Genomic DNA, 20,077 nt, shown 5'->3' on the forward strand with positions numbered 1-20,077 from the left:
AGCTACCTCGGCAGGCCCAGGCCGCGGGTGGCCAGCACCATGCGCTTGGTCTGCGGCGTGCCGCCCGCGTGGTTGCCGTACGAGCGAACATAGAGCTCCGCCAAGCGCCCCTTGAGCACAGCGCCCTTGCCTTCCAGGAAGAGACCGGATGCGCCGAGGATCTCCGAGGTGATGTTGGCGAAGCGGGTGTTGAATTCCTTCATGAAGAGGACGCCGATGGAGCCGGCAAAGGCGGGCTCCAGCTGCTGTTCGAGCCGCCATATCTCCTCGTACTCGAGAAGCTTGAGGACTTCAAAGCCCATGGCTAGGTCCACAAGCTTGTCCCGGACGATGGGGTCCTTGGACAGCCCCGTATGCCTGCAGAAGGTCACAAGGTCATCGAAGGCGCGCTTGTAGCGCGCCCACTCGGTGCCCGAAGGCGCTCCGCCCCAGAGGGCGTTGGTGATGTAGCGCCAGCCCTGGTTCGGCTCGCCGATGATGGCGTCTGCGGGAAGGCGGACATTCTCGATGAAGATATGGTTCTGGCGCCCGCCGCCGATGTTCATGAGGGCTTGCATGGTGACGCCCTTGGCGCGCAGGGGCATGCAGAAGATAGAGATGCCCTTGTGCTTGGGCACATTGGGGTCCGTGCGGGCGGCTAGGTAGAGGACATCGCAGCGGTGCGCCCAGGTGATGTAGGTTTTCTGGCCGTTGACGAGCCAATCGCCACTCGCCTGGAGCTCGGCGCGGGTCTGGAGGGAGGCGAGGTCCGATCCGGCGTTAGGCTCAGAGAAGCCTTCCGCCCAGAGTGTTTTCATGGAGGCGATGGCGGGCAGGTGTTCCCGCTTCTGTTTTTCGGAACCGAAATTGAGGAGCGTTCCCGCGGCCAGGCCGAGGCCGGTGCTGTTCACCAGCGGGGCGCTGCGGTAGGCGAACTCATCGCGGAAGATCGTTTCATAGACGAAGGGGCGCTCCAGGCCGCCGTACTGCTTGGGCCAGCTGAGGCAGGTCCACTTTTTGGCGCCGACCTTTTTGGAGAAGGCGAGAGCGAAGTTCCAGCGACCGTCGTCCTCATCGAACTCCGTCTCAAATTCCTTCTCGGGAGGCAAATCCGCGTCAAGGAAGTCGCGGACTTCCTTGCGCCAGGCTTCGGCCTCTTGTGAGAAGTGCAGGTCCATAAGCGTCTAGCATAAAGCAACGCTCCAGTAGGGTCACCGGAGCGTTGCGGCCATGCTTCGGAGGCTCTTCTAGTAGGGGAGGTGGTAGAGCTTGACGGCGTTCTTTGCCAGGATCTTCTCCCTGTCCTGCTTCGGCACGCCCTTGAACATAGATTCGATGCCCTTTTGGGAGTCAGGCCACGAGGTGTCACTATGGGGGTAGTCAGAGGACCACATGAAGTTATCCACGCCCACCCATTGGCGCACCTGGACGCCGATGTGGTCTACGATGAAGCTGGCGAAGCAATTCCTGCGCCATTGCTCGCTGGGCTTGGTGGTGATGACGGCCTTGGTCCAGAAGCGGTGGCGCTCAAAGACCTGGTCGCAGCGCTCCAGCATGTATGGGATCCAGCCGACATTCCCTTCGATGTGGCCCAGGCGGAGCTTGGGGAAGCGCTCATAGAGGCCGGACCAGAGGAGTTCCGCCGCCAGATGGAACTGCGTAATGGCACCGATGGAGAGCCAGGCGCCGGTCTTGGGCATGCCTTCGTACGGCAGCCTTTCGCCTCTGACGGTGATGCCTTCGCGAGCGTGGAAGTGGAGGGGGAAGCCCAGATCAACCGCGGTCTTCCATAGCGGGTCCCAGTACGGGTCGCCGTAGGGCTTGATGTTCTGCGTGGTGGGAAGCACGGCCCCAACATGGCCCAGCTGCTTGATGCGCTTCAATTCGGAGATGGCGCCTTCAATCTCAAAGATGGGGACGAAGCCGATGCCGAAGAGCCGCTTGGGCTGGGCTTTGCAGAAATCGGCAAGCCAATCGTTATAGGCCCTGTAAAGCTCAAAACGGAAGGGGATATCATCGGACTGGCCGGGAGGCCCGCCGCCGTAGAGTACCTCCGCCGCCACGCCATCCATATCCTGGTCCTTCATGCGCTTGTTGGGATCCCAGCCGCCTGGGCGCGCGTTGGTCTCTTTGATGCGGTCGCTAAAGTCTCGCGGGTCGCGGCCGGCCATGGCCGCCAGGCCCTGGAGGGGGGTGCGCTTGCCTTCAAAGACGACGACATCGCCTTCCGGGGTCTTTTCCACCTTAGGCGCGCGAGACTTATATTTCGCAGGCAAGCGGGTTGCCCAGTCTTCATGGGGGACGTTGACATGGGAGTCAGCGGAGATCACAAGTTCTTTTGTCGGCATCTAGCCCTCCGTGGCGCGGATACATTAGTGAGCGAGGCATCCATATGATACACGATGAGAAAAGCCTAGCCACAGTCGAGGTCCAGCAGGGTCAGCGACCTTTGAACCTCGGCTCACGCTTTTCAATGAAGGCCTGGGTGCTCTCCTTGAAGTCCTCAGTGCCGAAGCAGAGCTTTTGATAGTGGGTCTCCAGGTCCAGGTGCGGCACAAGGTCGCTCTGCATGCCGCGCCAGACGGCTTTCTTGGTCAGCTCAGCGGCGATGGGCGGCATCCTGGCGATCTTGCGCGCCAGCTCCAGGGTCACAGGCATAAGTTGATCGGCGGGGACGACTTTGTTGAAGAGGCCGAGCCGCTCCGCCTCCGGCGCTTCTATCCAATCGCCGGTAAGCATCAGATCAAGGGCCTTTGCGGGGCCAAGGGTGCGGGGCAGGAGCCACGTGACGCCGCTGGCGGGGGTGAGGCCGCGCTTGATGAACATGGTGCTGAGACGCGCCGTGTCCGAGCCGATGCGGAAGTCCGCGGCCATGGCGAGGGCGAAGCCCGCGCCTGCCGCGACGCCGTTGATGGCGCCGATGACGGGACGCGGGAATTCGCGGAAGGGCAGGATGAGGCCGGTAGAGGACTGGGTGATTTTGCGGCGGCTGATGGCGCTGTCCTTGGCAGTGGGGTCCTTGCCGCCGGACCAGCCCTGGACGTCCGCGCCGGAGCAGAAGCCTTTGCCGGCGCCCGTGAGCACCAGGACACGCACCTCGGGATCGTTCGCCAGCCTGGGCATCCACTCTTCCAGCAGCAGGTCCATCTCGCCAACCCAGGCGTTCATGCGCTCAGGGCGGTTGAGCGTCATCACGGCGACGTGGTCTTTAATCTCGACGAGGATCTCGTTTGCCATAGGGGTGTCCTTGGGCGTAGGCCCCGCGCTCCTACTTGCGCAGGGTATCGGCCCTGCCGAAGATGGCGACGCTGCCGGTGAAGGAGCCGGGGTAGCCGCCCAGGTTATGTGTGAGGCCGAGCCGGGCGTTCTTGACTTGGCGGGGGCCCGCCTTGCCCTGGAGTTGCTTATAGACCTCGTACATCATGCGGATGCCGCTTGCGCCGATGGGATGGCCGAAACACTTGAGCCCGCCATCCGTGTTGACCGGCAGTTCGCCCTCCAGGGAGAAGGTGCCGGCCTCCACATCCTTAGCGGCCTGGCCCCTGGGAGAGAACTGCAGGTCCTCCATGATGATGAGCTCCGTAATAGTGAAGCAATCATGGACCTCCGCGATGTTGATCTCCTTGCGCGGATCCGCGATGCCCGCTTCGGCGTAGGCCTGCTTGGCGGCGCTGACGTTTTCCGGGAAGAAGTGGAACTCGGAATCGTCGCGCAGGGTGCCTTGATCGCCGCCGACGGCGAGGCCCATGCCTTTGACCAGGACGTAATCGCTCCGCAAGGTCTTGGCGATCTCCGGGCGGGTGATGATGGCCACGGCCGCGCCATCGCTGACGCCGCAGCAATCGAAGAGGCTGAGCGGCCAGGCGATCATGGGCGCTTTGAGCGCCTGCTCCAGGGTAATCTCTCGCTGGAAGTGGGCCTTGGGGTTGAGGCTGCCATTGTGGTGGTTCTTCACCGCGATCTTGGCCAGGACCTCCTTGCCCTTTTCCAGGGTGAGGCCGTACTTGTTGAAGTAGGCCGTGGCGGCCAGGGCGAACTGGGCCGGAGGGGGCGAGGGGGCGTCCACGTTCGTGTTCGGGAGGATAAAGGGCGAGGCGAGGCCTGTGAAGCCCGTGTCCTTGAGCTTCTCCACGCCCGCCACCATCACCATATCGTAGGCGCCGGCGGCCACGGCGAAGCAGGCGTTGCGGAAGGCGTCCGTCCCGGTGGCGCAGAAGTTCTCCACGCGGCTGATGGGGATATAGTCCAGCTTGAGGGCCTTAGCTAGGGGCTGGCCACTCCAGCCGGAGAGCATGGTGCCGAGCCAGGCGGCCTTGATGTCCTTGGCCTCCACGCCCGCATCCTTATAGGCCTCCTGCGCTGCTTCTGCCAGGAGGTCTTCCGGGCTATCGCCCCAGCGTTCGCCGAACTTGGTGCAACCCATGCCGACGATCGCCACTTTATCGCCTATGCCAGACATCGTGTGCCTCCTGGGGTGAGCCTATGCCCGGATTGGGGTGGTCTTCCAATAGTAGTTGTGCACACCGCCGATGACGCCGAGCTTGCGGAAGCTCAACTCCAGAGGCATGCCGACTTTTATCTGGTCAATCTCGCGATCGGTCATCATGAGGAGAGCGCGCCCGCCGCCATCGAAGTCCACGACGGTGATGACGAGGGGCACGTCCTGGGTCCCGGCGACGTAGTCCATGGAGAAGGTGACGATCTTGGCCTGTTTATCGGAGAGACGCACAGGGGACCAAGAGTCGTAGGCCTTGCAGAAGGCGCACTGCTTCTGCGGGGGGTATTGGACATGGCCGCAGACCGTGCACTTGCCGCCATAGAAACGCAGATTGCGATCGGCATCCCGCCAGGCGGCCTGGAGGGAGACGGGCTGAGGATCTGGGCGGCGCGCCGGTTCGGCGGCGAGGAGCCCGCGCCAGCGCAGGAAGTGCTCATAGGCGGGCAGCTTGGCCTTGGCCGCAAGGTGCTTCTTGATCAACCGCCGCCCGGCGCGCGCCTGTTCGATCTTGTCCGTGACCTTCAGGGCGTAGGCATCCGCGCCATCGCCATATCCGATGAGGAGGATGCGGTCGCCGGGCTTGGCATCTTCCAGGGCGGCCGCGAGCATCATGAGAGGGAAGGCCGTGCCGGTATTGCCCAGGGAGCCGAACATGGGGTCTTGCAGCTGCTGAGGCGAGAGGCCGAGCCTCCGGGCGATCTCACCGTGGCGGCGCGGGTCGGAGGCGTAGATGACGGCTTTGGCGAAGTCCTTGGGCGTGAGCTTGGTCTTTTTCGCCAGGCCTGTGGAGGCTTCGATGACGGCGGGGATGTAGCCTTCATCCGCGATGAAGCGGTCTTCGCCGGAGCGGATGTAGGTGTCCGTGGTGGAGCGCCACTGGTCAATCATGTGCTCGGTGACGAAGTGGGAGGCCTCGATCTCCACCGCGACGTCCGTATCCGAGATAAGGAGGGCGGCGCCGCCATCGCCCAGGTAGCGCTCCATATCGCTCTTGGGATAGGCGAGGCGCACATCGCCCGCGGCGAGAAGGACGTTCTTGGCGGACCCGGCGCGCACGGCATCGGCGGCGGCGCGGAGGCCGGAGGTCCCAGCGCGGAGGGTGGAGGCGAGGTCTTGGGAGAAGATGTCAGCCCGAAGGTCGAGCGCAGTGGCGATGGTGGAGGCGCTCTGCTTTTCAAAATAGGGGTTGGACGTGGTGGCGAAGAGGATGCCGTCCACGGCGTGCCGGTCTATGCCGCGAAGGCAATCTATGGCGGCCGCTGTGGCCATGGTGACGCTGTCTTCATCGAAGTTCGCGACGGCCCGTTCTCCGGGCGAACCCCAGCCGATCGTTTCCTTGGTCATCCGGTACTTCGGCACATAGGCGCCGATCGCTCGTATGCCAACCATCGTTGCCTCCAGAGCTACCGCACGGTTGGGGCGTAGTCCATGCCGATGCGCCCCTCGGCGATGAGTTTGGTGTATTTTTCGTGATCTGTCACGAGCAGCTTTTCATAAACGTATTCATTGTCTTCGCCCATGCGGCAGGCGGCGCGGCGGATATGGTTGGGCGTGCGGCGCATCTTGAAGCCGATCCCCGGGTAGCGATGGGCGCCGCACTCGGGGTGCGTCAGGCGCTCAAAGAAGCCTCGGGCGTTGAAGTGGGGGTCGCTGAAGGCCTCCGCCTCGTCAATCACGGCGCCCGCGGGAACGCCCGCTTCCTGGAGGCGCCACATCAAGGCGTAGTGCTCCTGGTCCTTTGTCCACTGGGAGATATTTTCGTCTAACTCGTTATGATTTCGGAGCCGGCCGGCGTTCGTCTGATACTCGGGGTTTTGCGCCCAGGGCGGATCGCCCATCACCCGACAGAGGGCGCGCCACTCTTCGTCCGAGCTGACGGCGATGGCGACCCATTTGTCGTCGCCTTTACCGGGGTAGACGCCCTGGGGGGCGCAGCGCGCGCTGCGATTGCCCAGGAGCTCCGGCTGTCGCTTGTTCATGGAGTAGTCCATAAGCGCCTCTCCCATGTAGGTGGCGAAGTTCTCTGTCTGGGAGACCTCGACGAGCTGGCCCTGGCCGGTGCGCGCCCGGTGGCGCAGGGCCATGACGGCGGCGGTGGCGCCGCCGACGCCGGAAGGGCCATCGCCCACCGGCAGGACGCCGCGCATGGTGGCGTCCGTATCGGGATAGCCGCGCATCCAGAGGTGGCCGTTGACCGCCTCTATATGGGAGCCGAAGGCGCGATAGTTCTCGTAATCGCCGCCGAGGCCGTAGGGCGGGATGCGGAGCATGATGATGTCCGGCCGGATGCGGCGCACGCGATCGTAGGTGATGCCGAGCTTTGCCAGATTGATGGGGACGTTGTTCTCCACGATGATGTCTGAGATGGCCACCAGATCCTCAAAGATCTTGCCGCAATCCTCCGCCAGGAGATCCACGGTCATGCTGAGCTTGTTCCGCGCATGGTTCTGGAACATCGCGTAGCGGTTCCAGGGACGCTCGGCGGGGGTGTTCCCGGCATAGCCGTAGCCGGAGCCGCTCACGGCCTCCACGTACTCCTTTGGCGGCCGGGGCGTGGTGCCACGCGTGTAGGGAACAAAGACCTGGGTGGTGTCCATGCGGATGACTTCGGCGCCCCAATCGGCCAGGAGCATGGTGCAATAGGGCCCGGCGACGACCATGGTGAGATCCAGGACGCGGATGCCTTTCAGCGGCAGACGGTTGGCGCGCATGGCTAGATGACGCCGTCCTTCCTCAGCTTCGCAAGCTCACCCGCGGAGAGGCCGAGGATGCTGCCGAAGATCTCCCGATTGTGCTGGCCGAGCAAGGGCGCCGGACGGCGCAGTCTCCAGGGGCTATTGGGCATGATGAAGGGCCTGCCCGGATATTCCAGCTTGCCAGCCACGGGGTGGTTGATCGCCGGAAAGAAGCCCCTGGCGCGGTAGTACGGGTCGTTGAAGAACTGGCCGGGGGACATCACGGGGGCGGTGGCGAGTCCCGCGCGCTGGGAATCCCTCCACACGGTATAGAGGTCGCGCTCAAGGGTCCAGGGAAGAAGGTACTCATTGTTGAATCGGTCTATTGCCTGGGGGCTTACGCCGCGCTCGTAATCCACGAAGTCCGGGTCGTTCGCGAGTTCCGGCTTGCCCACCATCTCAGCGACGCGGGAGAAACGGTTGATGCCGGACCAGAAGCAGATATAGCCATCGGCGCAGGGGAAGATGCCGAAGGCCAGGCCCGTGGCATCGCTATGGCGCTTGGTGACGACGCCGGTGTATTCATAGTTCAGCATGTAGATGCTGCGGCGGTCCTGGTTGCCGGCTTGGGTCTCAAAGACGGAGACGTCCAGGTAATCGCCGAAGCCATCGAATTCGCGGCGGAAGAGGGCCGTCACGGTGGCGAAGCAGGCGTTCTGACCCGTCTGGTACATGCCGATGTTGCCGCCGAGCTTCACCGGCGGCCTGTCCGGATAGCCGGTGGAGTGCAGCTGGCCGCCGATGCCGTACTCAATGAGCTCATTGGCCTTGAAGTCACGATAGGGGCCGGTCTGTCCAAAGTTCGAGATGGAGGTCATCACGATGTTCGGCGCGGTCTTGTGGAGCTCCTCGTAATGCAGGCCTAAGCGCTCCATAGTCCCCGGGCTGAAGCTCTCCACAATAGCATCCGCACTCTTCAACAGTTCCAGGAAGATCTGTCGGCCCTGGTACTGTTTCAGATCCAGGGTCACGCCGAACTTGTTGGTGTTCAGGTAGAGGAAGGGGCCGCATCTCTCCGGGTGGGGGACATCATGGAGGAACGGCCCCACATGGCGCAGGCCATCGCCTGTGCCTGGGCGCTCGATCTTGATGACATCCGCGCCGTAATCGGCGAGGAGCTTGGTGCAGAACGGCCCGGCGATGTAATGAGTCAGGTCAAGGACGCGAAGGCCATGGAGAGGGCCGGGGGCCGCCCGCGCCTGTTTTTGCGCGGAGCCGGTCATCGCAGACGCCACTTGGGCTTGTCCTTCCTTGCCAGCTTCTCATGCAACTGCTTGAGCGCTTCCGGAGTGTTGCCCACGCGCGGGTAGAGCTCGCCAAGCTCCAAGGCCTGCTTGCGGCCCACATCCAGGCCGCTCCAGATGGCCTTCACGGTGCCCTGCACGGCGATGGGGGGGTGGGAGGCGATGCTGGCCGCCAGGCGCTCCGCGGCGGGCATCAGCTCTGCCTGTAGCACCACTTCGCTCACCAGGCCGATCTCGTAAGCGCGTTTGGCGCTCACGCGCTCATCGCCGCCGACAAGCGCTATGCGGAGGACTTCGCCCAGGGGGACGCGCCGCGTGAGGCCGATGGGCTCCAACGCCGTGACGAGGCCGTAGGAGACGTGGGTATCGAAGAAGGTGGCGCCCTCCGAGGCGATGACGATATCGCTATCGTAGATGAAGTAGAAGGCCCCGGCATTGCAGAGGCCGTTGACAGCGGTGATGACCGGCTTCCAGACGCCGTTCTGCTTGGAGGTGAGGCGCGCTCCCGCATCCTCATGATGCCAGGGGTCGCGCTCCTTCTTCGCTTTGGTCTCCGGGTCCTCGCCATCCTTCAAGTCCACGCCGCTGCAGAAGGCCTTATCGCCTGCGCCGGTGAGGATGACCACACGAACGTCCTCGTCTTCCTTCACCATCTGCCAGGCCGCCTTCAGCTCGCGCTGCATCGTCCTATCAAAGGCGTTCAGGGCGTCCGGGCGGTTGAGGACGATCAAGGCACGATGGTTGGCCTTCTCGTAAATGAGAGTGCTAAACTTGGCGCTCACAGGGCCTCCATCGCACGCAGTCTTTCAGGAAAAACTGGGGACTGAGGAACGATTCCCCTCTGGCGAACGTGAGGTCATTCTATCTTTGGCCGATATTGTTTTCAAGTATATATAGGTGAGTTATACTACCGGCCGTCCTGGCCTGTTTTGAAGGAGTTGAGCGGATGTCCACGCTGCACAAGAAGGCTGCCATCGCCGGTGTCTACGAGTATCCCCGCAGGCGCGCCCCCGACCGCACGGTATGGCAGATCCAGGCGGAATCGGCCGCGATGGCCTTGGCGGAGTCCGGGCTGACTATCAAGGACGTGGATGGGTTCATGAACGCGGACAGCTACTCCTCCATGTATATGGCCGAGTACTTGGGCCTCAATCCGAAGGTGATGGACAATACGCAAGTCGGCGGCTCCTCCTTCCTGCTGCATACGACGCGCGCGGCCGCGGCCATCGCCGCGGGCATGTGCGAAGTGGTGCTGATCACCTACGGCAGCACGGCCCTTTCCCAGGGCAGCGCCATCGGCACCGGGGGGTTCCGCAAGCAGACGGTGGACCCTAGGCCGGATAGCTTCGAGGCGCCCTACGGCACCATCCTGGCGGCGCTCTATGCCAATGTGGCATCCCGGCATATGCACCAGTACGGGACCACGAGCGAACAGCTGGCGGAGATCGCCGTGACGACGCGCCGCCATGCGGGCATGAACCCTACCGCCATGTATCGGGATCCCATCACGGTGCAAGACGTCCTTAGCTCGCGCATGATCGCCTCGCCTTTGCACATGCTGGACTGCTGCGTCATCTCGGATGGCGGCGGCGCGGTCATCGTCACCAGCCCTTCGCGGGCCAAGAGCCTCAAGACCAAGCCCGTCTGGCTTCTGGGCTCGGGGGAAGGCTATGCCCACCTGAGCAGCGGCCACCGCGATTTCACCACCATCGCGGCGGCGCAGTCGGGTCCGCACGCCATGGCTATGGCTGGGGTGAAGCACAAGGACATTGACCTGGCGATGGTCTACGACTCCTTCACGATCACGGCGCTGACGACGCTGGAGGACCTGGGCTTCTGCAAGAAGGGCGAAGGCGGCAGCTTTGTCCAGGGCGGGCGGCTTGCCGTTGATGGCGACCTGCCCATGAACACGGACGGAGGAGGGCTCTCTTCGAACCATCCAGGGATGCGCGGCATCTTTCTGATCATCGAAGCTGTGAAGCAGCTGCGGGGCGATTTCAAGGGCACCCCCAGGCAGGTGAAGAACTGTAAGATCGCCATCTGCCACGGCACGGGCGGCAACTTGGGCTCGCGGCATAGCGGCGTGACCCTGGTGCTGGGGGCCGACTAAGTGACGGCATGCTGCGGATGGTGACCCTACCGTGACAGAGACCGCAGCTACAGAGCCGAAGGCGCCCCGGGCCGATTGGCACTGGCTCTTCGGCATCATGACGGCCCTGCTGGCCGCCGCGCTCCCCATGTCCGCCTATTCCGCCTCCTTGGCCATCATCCAGGAGGAGTGGGGGATGACGAACAGCCAGGCGGGGCTGGTCAATAGCGCCACGGCTGTCGGCTCCGTCATCGCCGCCCTGGTCATCGCGCCCATGACCGACCGCCTGCGCGCCGATCGCGTGCTGATTACGGCCGGGCTCTCCGCCGCGCTCGCGCAGATACTTTTCCCCCTGGTGGCGCACAATTTCGGCGTCGCGATGACGCTGCGCTTCTTTGTGGGCCTTAGCATCTCCGGCATCTACGTCACTGGGACGCGCGTGGTTGCAGAGCGCTTCGCCCTGGCGGGACGGGGGACGGCGACGGGCCTCTATGTGACGACTTTCTATCTGGGCTCGGGACTCTCCTTCACGCTCATCGGCGCCTTCATCCCGTTGCTGGGCTGGCGCGGCGCGACCACGCTCTTCGCCGGGCTCTCCTTCCTCACGCCCATCGTGCTCTACCTTATCCTGCGCGGCTACCGCCCGTCAGGAGTGCGCGATACCCGGGCCACGCTGGACCTGAGCGTGCTGAAGAGCAAGCCCGCGAGCGTCATGATCTTCGGCTATTTCATGCACTCCATCGAGCTTTCACACCTGCGCACCTGGCTCACACCCTTCCTGGCCTTTGTCCTTGTCGCCTATGGCGGCTTCGAATCGGAGCATGCCGCCGCCCGCGCGGCCGTCATCTTCGGCATCTGGAACATCGTGGGGGCGGCGGCGCCTTTCCTGGGAGGCGTCCTTTCCGACCGGGTGGGCCGTTTGCGCGCCGCCATCGCCCTGTGCGCCCTGAGCGCCGCCTGCTCCATGACGATGGGATGGATCGGCGGCGCGCCCTGGGCGATGGTCCTTGCTCTGAGTCTGGTCTACACCATCACCACCGGCGCGGACTCCGCCATCTACACCACCAGCGTCACGGAGGTTGCGATCCCCGGCAAGATGGGCTCCACGCTGGCGGTGCACGGCTTCTTCGGCTTTGCGGCAGGCATCGTCTCGCCCGCCCTTTTCGGCGGCCTTCTTGATATCACCGGGCGAGAAAGCCTGACGGGCTGGGGGCTCGGCTTCGCGACTGCCGGCATCGGCGGGCTGCTGGCTGTGCTGGCGATGCTGTGGCTGATGCGCATCCCCGCCGCCTACGCCGCCATCGAGGCGCGGACGAGCCGCGCCCGGCAAGCCGCTCACTAGGCCTATGGCATCACTTTGGTGATGGGCGGCACGCCGACGATCGTGGGCAGGAAGGTGGAGTGATAGCCTGCGATGCCGCCGGCGACCAGGATAGGCAGGCGTGCGGGACGTTCGTCCGCCTTGCCGCCGGTGAGGCATGTGGGCGCATTGATGCGCGATTCCGCCCCGTAGACCGGCTTGAAGTCAACACGTTTGAAGAGCTCTTCCCGGATGCGGTGTTTGTCCCATCCTCGGCCTGCGAAGATCTTGGCGTGGATAGGGCAGAGTAAGAGCACCGGCAGGCCGCCGTCCTGGTGGTAGGCGGTGGCGTAGCCCTCGATATATTTCATGCATGCCGCGATGTTGTTGATCAGGTCTTCCGGATTAACCTTGATGACGCGATAGAAGATCGGCACGGTGCCGGTGACGGCGAAGGCCGTGACGGCGCTTTGCCCTGCGGCGGTCCCCTGTTCTCTTGCGTATGTCTCCCAAGGGCTCGCCCCTTCGCTCTCAGCGAAGCACATGCCCTGCCGCCCGGGGGATCCGTGGGCGCTCTTGCTCACCGCGCTAGGCGAAGCGCCCCCGATGTTCAGGAGAATGAGTCGCAAGGCCCGGCCGATCGTCGCATTCGCGCGCGCACCTGAGGCAAAGAGGTCGTGGCCGCTGCTCAGCCCGATCTTCTCCGTCATAGGGCCGCTGACGACGATCATGGGGGCATAGGGGGCCGTCCACGGCGCGATGCGGTCCAGCTGGAAATTCGGGTCGGCGACCGCAGAGACGGCGGCGCAGACAACGGGCATGTATCCGGGTAAGCAGCCTGCCATGACTGCGTTGACGGCCACCTTTTGCACAGTGGCACGCCCGCGGCGCGGCCCGATGAAGCCGAGGGTGTGATCGCCGGGGCGGCCTGACGCGGCAATCATCGCCTGGACGCGATCAGGCGTTGGGGGAACGATGGGCAGACCATCGGTCCAACCGCGCCGGTAGAGGTCTTCGTAGGCGCTCTCCTGGGAGGTCGCGAGTGGTTTTTCGGAGGTCATAGCGGGTGCTGTCTAGAAGCGTCTATCCAAACGCATCAGTCTTTCGCAAGGGCATCAACGATCTTTACGTAGGAGGCATCGGCAAGCGTAACCACGGCATCTTCCTTCAACTCTTCAAACGGGTGGGGCACGATAACCATCTTGAGCGCGGGCCATCCCTCTGCCGCCGCCGTCGCCTTTGCGATGCCTGCAAACTCGTCGGTCACGATGCTCACCGTGGGAATACCCTTCTCTTCAAGCTCGATGGCGTCATAGACCGTCCAGGGGGAAGTTCCCCAACAGGCGCCAAGGCCGACGATCGCCCACTGTACCTGGCTCGTGAACGTGCGCCATTCCTCAAGCTTGGCATCGCGCCGCTCAGTGAAGGTGCCGCCTACGCGAAGGATGGGCTGGAGTTCGTGCTCCTGCATGAGCCGCCGTTCGATGCGGGCTGTGAACGTATCGAAGTTGGGCCATTGCCGGCGGATGCCGCCCCGCGTTCCGCGGAGGTCTCTCCGCGCAGCGAGGGCGTGCGAGGCGCCGGGCCCGTCCGATGTGGGGTCGAGAACGTGGATTGTGATCATGGGCTAGCGCCTCGGTACAGCAGATTGACACTTAGAAGTTGAGACCAATATAATCCCTTGGCCGATGCCTCACCCAACTATATATCTAGCGCCTGTAGGCAAGTCAAGGGCGCAGCCCTCTTGCGTGTAAGCCTCTCGCCTGGAGCTATCCATGAAGTACGCCTTGCGTCTCGACGATAAGAGCATGCCCCATATGATCGAGCGCGCGAAGCGCGCCGAGGCGGCGGGTTTTGAGGCGCTTTTCGCGGGAGAGCTTGCCGGCACCCCCTACGTGAACTGCGCCGCGGTCGCCGGGCATACGACGACCATCAAGCTAGGCACCGGTGTCGCGTACGCCTTCGTGCGCAGTCCCATGACGACGGCGCTGACTGCGCTGGACCTCGATCGGCTTACGGACGGGCGCTTCATCCTTGGCCTCAGCACCAGCCTGCCGCGGCTCATCGAAAACTGGCACAACATGCCGTACGGCAAGCCGATCCCGCACATCAAAGAGTATCTGCAGGTGACGCGCCTCATCATGGAGAACGCCCACAAGATGCGGCCGATCCAGTTCAACGGTGAATACTACAAGACCAACATTGTGGGGTATATGCGCCCGTGGCGTCCGGTGCGCGAGAAGATGCCGATCCTTCTCGGCGCGGTAGGGCCCGGCATGATCAAGACGGCCGGTGAGGTTGCCGATGGACTCATCGCCCACCCGGTCTATACGCTCAAATATATCAAGGAAGTCATGCAGCCGAAGCTTGCCGAGGGAATGGCGAAAGGCGGCAAGGAACGGAAGGACTTTTTCGTCTGGCTCTATGTGGACGTGCTTATCGGCAATGATAAGAAGACCCTTCTGGAGATCGCGCGCGGCACGCCAGCCTTCTACGCCACCGTGCGCTCCTATGAGCCGTTCTTTGCCCTCCACGGCTTCCAACAGCAGGCGCAGCAGATCCAGCAGATCTTCCGTGAGAACAAGGGGTTCTCGCCGAAGATGAATGCGGCTGTGACCGATGAGATGGCTGAGACGTTCGTGGCGATGGGCACGGCGGATGAGGTGCGCAGGAAGATCGCCGAGTATGGCCAGTATGCCGACGGCATCATCTTGCAGACGCCGACCCAGGCCATGAAGCGCGCCGACGCCCTCCCGTACGAGAACGCCCTCTTTGACGTCTTTGGGAAATAACCGCCAAGCGGAGCGATCCGCCGCCGCGAAGAGATAAGGAAGAACGACATGAAGATATACGCTGGTCTGGGGTCGGGCACTGCCGCCCAGCTTATCGAGCGGGCGAAGACGGCGGAATCCGCCGGGATGGACGGCGTGTGGGCGGAGCAGCTCAACGGCGGCGCCCCCTTTGTCCCGCTGGCCACCGTCGCAGGCCACACCTCGCGTATCCAGCTGGGCACCTCCATCGCCTTAGCTTTTACCAGAAGCCCGCTTGAGACGGCCCTGACCGCGCTGGACATGGATTACATCAGCGGCGGCCGCTTCAACCTCGGCCTTGGCTCCGGCGTCCAGCGCCTGGTGGAGATGTGGCACGGCGTGAAGAACTACGGCAAGGCGGTGCCGCACCTGCGCCAGACCGTGGAACTCGTCCGCATGATCATCAAGGACGCCCACACGGGCAAGCCCATCACCTACCAGAGCGAGTACTACGATGTGAAGGTAGTCGGCTGGCGGCGGCCCATCGCGCCGGTGCGGGAGCGCATCCCCATCTACCTGGCGGGCGTCCAGGGCGGCATGGCGCGGCTCGCCGGTGAGGTGGCGGAAGGGATGTTGGGTCACATCATCTGGTCGCCCTACTGGATCAAAGAGGTCATCCACCCCAATGTGAAGATCGGCCTGGATAGAGCCGGGCGCAAGCGCAGCGATATCGAACTGACCGTGCCCCTGGTGGTCATCATCTCCAAGGATCGCAAGGCCGCCCGCCATGACGCCGCTCGTGAGGTCGGCTTCTTCTCGACGGTTCGCACCTATCAGCCGCTTTTTGAGGCGCACGGTTTCGGCAAGCTCACGACGGAGATCCAGCAGATCTTCAAGACCGAAGGGGGCCACAGCCCCAAGATCGCCCAGCTGGTTACGGACGAGATGATTGACGCTTTCACCGTCGTCGGCACCGTGGATGAAGTGCGGAAGAAGATCGCCGTTTTCAAGGACCTGGTGGACGGCATCATGGTTGAGGTGCCCGGCTTCCACATGGACAGCGAGAAGACGAACGAATACCGCACGGCGCTCTTCGAGACGTTCGGACGCTAGAGGCCGGCAGGGGTTATCGTGGACTTCCGCTTCTCGCCTGAAGAAGAGACGTTCCGCCAAGAGGTGCGCGACTTCCTCAGGAAGCACGCCCCTGCCGAATATGCTAATCAGCAGCTCGGCGATAAAGAGACCGAGGAGTTTCGCAAGCGATTCGCCCGCGCCCTTGGCGAGAAGGGATGGCTTGCCGTCTCCTGGCCCAGGGAGTACGGGGGCCAGAGCTGGTCGCCGATGCAGCAGATGATCTTCAACGAAGAGATGTCCTTGGCGCGCGCGCCGCGGCCCGCAGGCGCCGGCCTTGGCCTTGTGGGCCCCACGCTCATGCAGTACGGGACCCCTGAGCAAAAGGCGAAGCACCTGCCCAAGATCGCGAAGGAAGAGCTCCTCTGGTGCCAGCTCTTCAGCGAGCCGAACGCCGGCTCCGATCTGGCCGGCCTCCAGACGAAGGCCGAGGACAAGGGTGATTATTTCCTGGTGAACGGCCGCAAGATATGGTCGAGCGACGCGCACCGGGCCCAGTGGGGGCTCCTCCTCGCTCGAACGAACCCGGATGTGCCGAAGCACAAAGGCATCAGCACCTTCCTGCTCGAGATGTCCCTTCCAGGCATCACGGTCCACCCCATCGTCACCATGGTCCGCGAATGGCGCGCGGTGGGCACCCACAACTTCAGCGAAGTTGTCCTGGAGAATGTGCGGGTGCCGCGCGACTGCCTTGTGGGCGAAGAGGACAAGGGCTGGCTTCAAGCCGTCACGGGTCTGGAGTCTGAACGCTCCAATCTCGCCGCGACGATATCCGTGCGCCGATTCCTTGACGAATTGCTCGAGTACATCAAGACTATGCCGTCGCGCCAGCGCGAGCGCATCAGGCAGACGGGCCTGCACCACCAGCTTGCGCAAGTCGCCATGGACCTCCAGGTGGCAAAGGCGCTCGGCTACGCCATCGTCTCCAAGCAGATGCGCAAGCAGTCTCCGAGCCGGGAGGCCTCTCAGACAAAGCTCTTTGTCACCGAACTGGAGCAGCGCGCCGCACGCATCGGCATGCAGGCGCTGGGCTTGGCGGGCCAGCTTGAGCGCGGCGATAGGAAGGCCCCGATGCTGGGCCGTGTGGAGCGCCTGTATCAGATCAGCGTCGCCTCCACGATCGGCGTCGGCACCTCGGAGATCCAGCGCAACATCATCGCCGCGCGCGGGCTCGGGCTCCCTGCCGCAAAGTGATCGCGGCGTCTGCTAGACTCTCCGCATGGAGCATAAGCGAGCGCGCCCCGTGAGCGGCCGGTTTCCCCTGAGCGCCTACCGCGTTTTGGACCTCACGGACGCGAAGGCCTTTCTCTGCGGCCGCATCCTTGGCGACCTCGGCGCGGACGTCATTAAGATCGAGCCGCCCGGGGGCGACCCCGAGCGGCTAGTCGGTCCCTTCCACCATGACACGCCTGACCCGGATCGCTCGCTCTCCTATTGGGCCTACAACACCAACAAGCGCAGCATGACGCTTGATCTGGGAAGGCCCAGCGATAGGCGGACCTTCCTGCGCATGGCGGCGGCCGCCGACTTTGTCATCGAGTCAAAACCGGTCGGCTATCTGAGATCCCTGGGACTGGGCTATGACGATCTCCGCCGGTCCAACCCGAGCCTGGTCATGACTGCGGTCTCGCCCTTCGGCCAAGCCGGTCCGTATAAGGACTATAAGAACGGCGACCTGATCGCCATGGCTACAGGGGGGTTGCTCTACATCGCAGGCAACCCGGAACGGCGACCCGTCGTCATCGGCGTTCCCCAGTCATACTGCCAGGCTGGAGCGCAGGCCGCGGTGGGCACGTTGATCGCCCATTATCACCGCCTCATGACCGGCCAGGGACAGTATGTAGACCTTTCGATGCAAGAGGCGGTGACGGACTCTCTCGATTGGGTCCAACAGTACTACGATACCCGCCAGGTCATCTGCACGCGCGGCGGCACACCTGGGTTGAAGATCCACCGCAACTGGGTGTGGGAATGCAAGGACGGTTACGTCTCTTGGGTCTGGTGGGTCGGCGCGGGCTGGGGTCGCAAGAATACCCCCCTTCTTGCAATGATGAAGGAGGACGGCATTGACGAGGGCCTGCTCCAAGTCCCGTGGGAGGAGAAGAGCCTCTACAAACTCTCCCAGAGCGAAGTGGACAAGTGGGAGTCTGCCTTCCGCCGCTTCTTCAAGCTGCATACGGTGCAGGAGATGCTGGACGCGGCCATAAAACGGCGTATCCTGCTCTTTCCTATCAACGGCCCTAAGCGCGTTGTCCATAACGAGCAGCTTAGGGCTCGCAAGCTCTTTGTTGCTCTCAAACCGCACGGACTCGATGCGGCGGTCAAGTTTCCCGGCCCGCCGCTCAAAAGCTCCAAGCCTCTGTGGCGGGCGCCGAGCCCTACTCCAACGGTTGGGCAACACACTAGGGAGATACGCAGTGAGCTCGGGCGCTGGAAGCGCGCCGCGTACGCTTCGGCCCGGCCTGGTCCAAGGCGCGCCCTTGAAGGTCTGAAAGTCGCCGATTTCACATGGCTTGTTGCCGGGCCCACCGTGTCCAAGTATCTCGCGATGTTCGGCGCGACGGTCGTTAAGGTGGAGAGCAGCACGAGGCTCGATGGTACTCGCCAGACCGGGCCGTTTGCGGGGAAGCCCACGTTTAACTCGAGCGCTCAATTCGCGAATCACAACACCTCCAAGCTCAGCCTGGGCGTGAACATGACGAAGCCCGAAGGCCTGGAGATCGCCCGGAAGCTGGCCAGCTGGGCGGACGTTGTGGTGGAAAACTTCACCCCCGGCGTGATGGAGAAGTGGGGCCTGGGCTATCAGGCCATCCGCAAGACGAACCCAAGCGTGGTGATGCTTAGCTCATCCTTCCAGGGACAGACCGGCCCAAACGCCCAGCAGTCCGGCTATGCCTCGCTCTTGCATGCGCTATGCGGCATCAACCACGTGACAGGCTGGCCGGACCTTCCACCGGTTGACCTTGGCGCAGCCTACGGTGACCTCATCGGCGTTTGGTTCGCCCTTTCCACGGTGCTTGCGGCTCTTGAGCGGCGGCACAGGACAGGCAAGGGCGTCTACATTGACCTTTCTCAGTTCGAGTCCGCCGTTCATTTTCTCGCCCCGGCCGTGCTCGATTACACCGTCAACGGCCGCGAGTGGTCGCGGCAGGGGAATCGCTCTGACATCGCTGCGCCGCACAATACCTATCGCTGCGCCGACGACCCCGCCGCCGGCGCCGCCGCCAATGATCGCTGGTGCGCCATCGCCTGCTACACCGAGCAGGAGTGGCGATCGCTCTGCGGCGCGATGGGCAAGTCAGGGCTGGCGCGGGATCCGCGCTTTGCGACACAGGATTTGCGAAGGCGAAACGCGGGCGCCCTGGATGCCGTCATTGACACCTGGACTAGCGGGTTCAAGGCCGAGGAGGTTATGCGACGCTTGCAGCGGGCGGGCGTTCCGGCCGGTGTTGTGGCCAGCGGGTATGACCTTCACGCGAATGAGCAGTTGCGCCACCGTGGTCACTTGGCAAAGCTTCAGCACCCGCAAATGGGCCTCCGCACCTATGATTGCCCGTCCTTCCGCCTCTCTTTGACGCCCCATGAAATGCGGCCCGCGCCCCTTCTCGGCGAGCACACGCATCGCGTCGTCACCGAGCTTCTGGGCCTCTCCGATGAGAGGTACGCCGAACTCCTCGGCGCCGGCGTTCTTGAGCAGGAATCCTGATCCGCCTGCCTCCTTTCGGGCACCTTGACTCTGTACCGTCTGGACGGTAGAGTTGCGCCCATGACGACGACCTCTGTGGCCCAATCAACACGCCAGTCGCTCCTTGACGCCGCCTCGCGCGTCGCCCTTCGCGATGGCGTGACCCAGATAACCCTTGAGGCCGTTGCCAGGGAGGCCCGGGTAAGCAAGGGCGGACTGCTCTACCACTTCCCCTCTAAAGATGCGTTGATCCAGGGGATGCTTGTGGGCTATATGGAGAGCTTTGACAGGGAGTTGACCCGGAAGCTCGAAGAGAGCGAAACCGGCAAGACTGATACGCCTGGTCGGTGGCTGCGGGCCTTTGCTCTGGCGATGTACGAGAGCAAGACGCCCCAAGAGCTTGGGGCAGGCCTTATGGCTGCCGCGGCTTTGAACCCCGAGCTTCTCGCTCCCGCTCGCGCTATCTACGCCAGGTGGCAGGCATCTGCCGAGGAAGACGGCCTTGACCCTGCACTGGCTACGATGCTCCGGTTGGCTATTGATGGCCTCTGGGCCGTCCAACTGCTGGGCCTTGCTCCCCCCAATGGGTCCAGCCGGAAGCAGGTGCTGGAGACCATCCTGCAGCTGACCCGTGGTATGACGGCCAAGCGGCAGATGAAATTATAA

Annotated in this window: 17 protein-coding genes; 7 read left to right on the forward strand and 10 right to left on the reverse strand. The window is 63.5% G+C overall.

Annotation, left to right across the window (positions count from 1 at the left end; all coding sequences use genetic code 11):
* Positions 1–2: 2 nt before the first annotated feature.
* From FJ039_04805 to FJ039_04840, 8 genes are all read right to left on the reverse strand, one after another.
* Entirely contained in the window at positions 3–1,157 is a 1,155-nt protein-coding gene (locus tag FJ039_04805) for a hypothetical protein (GenBank protein ID MBM4405491.1), read from the reverse strand.
* Positions 1,158–1,226: 69 nt separating this feature from the next.
* Positions 1,227–2,327 (reverse strand): amidohydrolase, encoded by a 1,101-nt coding sequence (locus tag FJ039_04810; GenBank protein MBM4405492.1) that lies wholly within the window; start codon positions 2,325–2,327, stop codon positions 1,227–1,229.
* A gap of 91 nt (positions 2,328–2,418) precedes the next feature.
* On the reverse strand, positions 2,419–3,216 hold the full coding sequence (locus FJ039_04815) for a hypothetical protein (GenBank protein MBM4405493.1): 798 nt from the start codon (positions 3,214–3,216) through the stop codon (positions 2,419–2,421).
* A 31-nt stretch (positions 3,217–3,247) separates the two neighbouring features.
* The gene (locus FJ039_04820; GenBank protein ID MBM4405494.1) at positions 3,248–4,438 is read right to left on the reverse strand and encodes an acetyl-CoA acetyltransferase; all 1,191 of its coding nucleotides are present in this window, start codon (positions 4,436–4,438) and stop codon (positions 3,248–3,250) included.
* 21 nt (positions 4,439–4,459) lie between these two features.
* Positions 4,460–5,866: a 3-hydroxy-3-methylglutaryl CoA synthase gene (locus FJ039_04825; GenBank protein ID MBM4405495.1), complete on the reverse strand. Its 1,407-nt coding sequence runs from the start codon at positions 5,864–5,866 to the stop codon at positions 4,460–4,462.
* Between the two features lie 14 nt (positions 5,867–5,880).
* Positions 5,881–7,188 carry a CoA transferase gene (locus FJ039_04830; GenBank protein ID MBM4405496.1) on the reverse strand — a complete coding sequence of 436 codons (1,308 nt, stop codon included), beginning with the start codon at positions 7,186–7,188 and terminating at the stop codon, positions 5,881–5,883.
* Positions 7,189–7,190: 2 nt separating this feature from the next.
* On the reverse strand, positions 7,191–8,435 hold the full coding sequence (locus FJ039_04835) for a CoA transferase (protein ID MBM4405497.1): 1,245 nt from the start codon (positions 8,433–8,435) through the stop codon (positions 7,191–7,193).
* Positions 8,432–9,238, reverse strand: a complete 807-nt coding sequence (locus FJ039_04840; GenBank protein ID MBM4405498.1) for an enoyl-CoA hydratase/isomerase family protein — start codon at positions 9,236–9,238, stop codon at positions 8,432–8,434. The genes FJ039_04835 and FJ039_04840 overlap by 4 nt, the downstream gene beginning before the upstream one ends.
* A 164-nt stretch (positions 9,239–9,402) precedes the next feature.
* On the opposite strand from FJ039_04840, the gene FJ039_04845 reads away from it, so the two are divergent.
* The gene (locus tag FJ039_04845; protein MBM4405499.1) at positions 9,403–10,566 is read left to right on the forward strand and encodes a hypothetical protein; all 1,164 of its coding nucleotides are present in this window, start codon (positions 9,403–9,405) and stop codon (positions 10,564–10,566) included.
* Between the two features lie 31 nt (positions 10,567–10,597).
* Positions 10,598–11,887, forward strand: a complete 1,290-nt coding sequence (locus FJ039_04850; protein MBM4405500.1) for an MFS transporter — start codon at positions 10,598–10,600, stop codon at positions 11,885–11,887.
* 2 nt (positions 11,888–11,889) lie between these two features.
* Here FJ039_04850 and FJ039_04855 read toward each other — a convergent pair whose 3' ends face one another.
* Together FJ039_04855 and FJ039_04860 are read right to left on the reverse strand one after the other, a co-directional pair.
* Positions 11,890–12,906, reverse strand: coding sequence for a hypothetical protein (locus FJ039_04855; GenBank protein ID MBM4405501.1), 1,017 nt, complete (start codon positions 12,904–12,906; stop codon positions 11,890–11,892).
* 35 nt (positions 12,907–12,941) lie between these two features.
* Positions 12,942–13,469, reverse strand: a complete 528-nt coding sequence (locus FJ039_04860) for a hypothetical protein (GenBank protein ID MBM4405502.1) — start codon at positions 13,467–13,469, stop codon at positions 12,942–12,944.
* 151 nt (positions 13,470–13,620) lie between these two features.
* On the opposite strand from FJ039_04860, the gene FJ039_04865 reads away from it, so the two are divergent.
* From FJ039_04865 to FJ039_04885, 5 genes are read left to right on the forward strand one after another with little or no spacing between them, the layout of a single operon-like run.
* Positions 13,621–14,637 (forward strand): LLM class flavin-dependent oxidoreductase, encoded by a 1,017-nt coding sequence (locus tag FJ039_04865; GenBank protein MBM4405503.1) that lies wholly within the window; start codon positions 13,621–13,623, stop codon positions 14,635–14,637.
* Between the two features lie 48 nt (positions 14,638–14,685).
* Positions 14,686–15,708, forward strand: coding sequence for an LLM class flavin-dependent oxidoreductase (locus FJ039_04870; GenBank protein ID MBM4405504.1), 1,023 nt, complete (start codon positions 14,686–14,688; stop codon positions 15,706–15,708).
* 18 nt (positions 15,709–15,726) lie between these two features.
* Positions 15,727–16,920, forward strand: a complete 1,194-nt coding sequence (locus tag FJ039_04875) for a hypothetical protein (protein ID MBM4405505.1) — start codon at positions 15,727–15,729, stop codon at positions 16,918–16,920.
* Positions 16,921–16,945: 25 nt separating this feature from the next.
* Positions 16,946–19,432: a CoA transferase gene (locus FJ039_04880; GenBank protein ID MBM4405506.1), complete on the forward strand. Its 2,487-nt coding sequence runs from the start codon at positions 16,946–16,948 to the stop codon at positions 19,430–19,432.
* 60 nt (positions 19,433–19,492) lie between these two features.
* Positions 19,493–20,077, forward strand: coding sequence for a TetR/AcrR family transcriptional regulator (locus FJ039_04885; GenBank protein ID MBM4405507.1), 585 nt, complete (start codon positions 19,493–19,495; stop codon positions 20,075–20,077).

This window comes from Chloroflexota bacterium (assembly GCA_016875535.1).
Lineage (GTDB): Bacteria > Chloroflexota > Dehalococcoidia > SHYB01 > SHYB01 > VGPF01.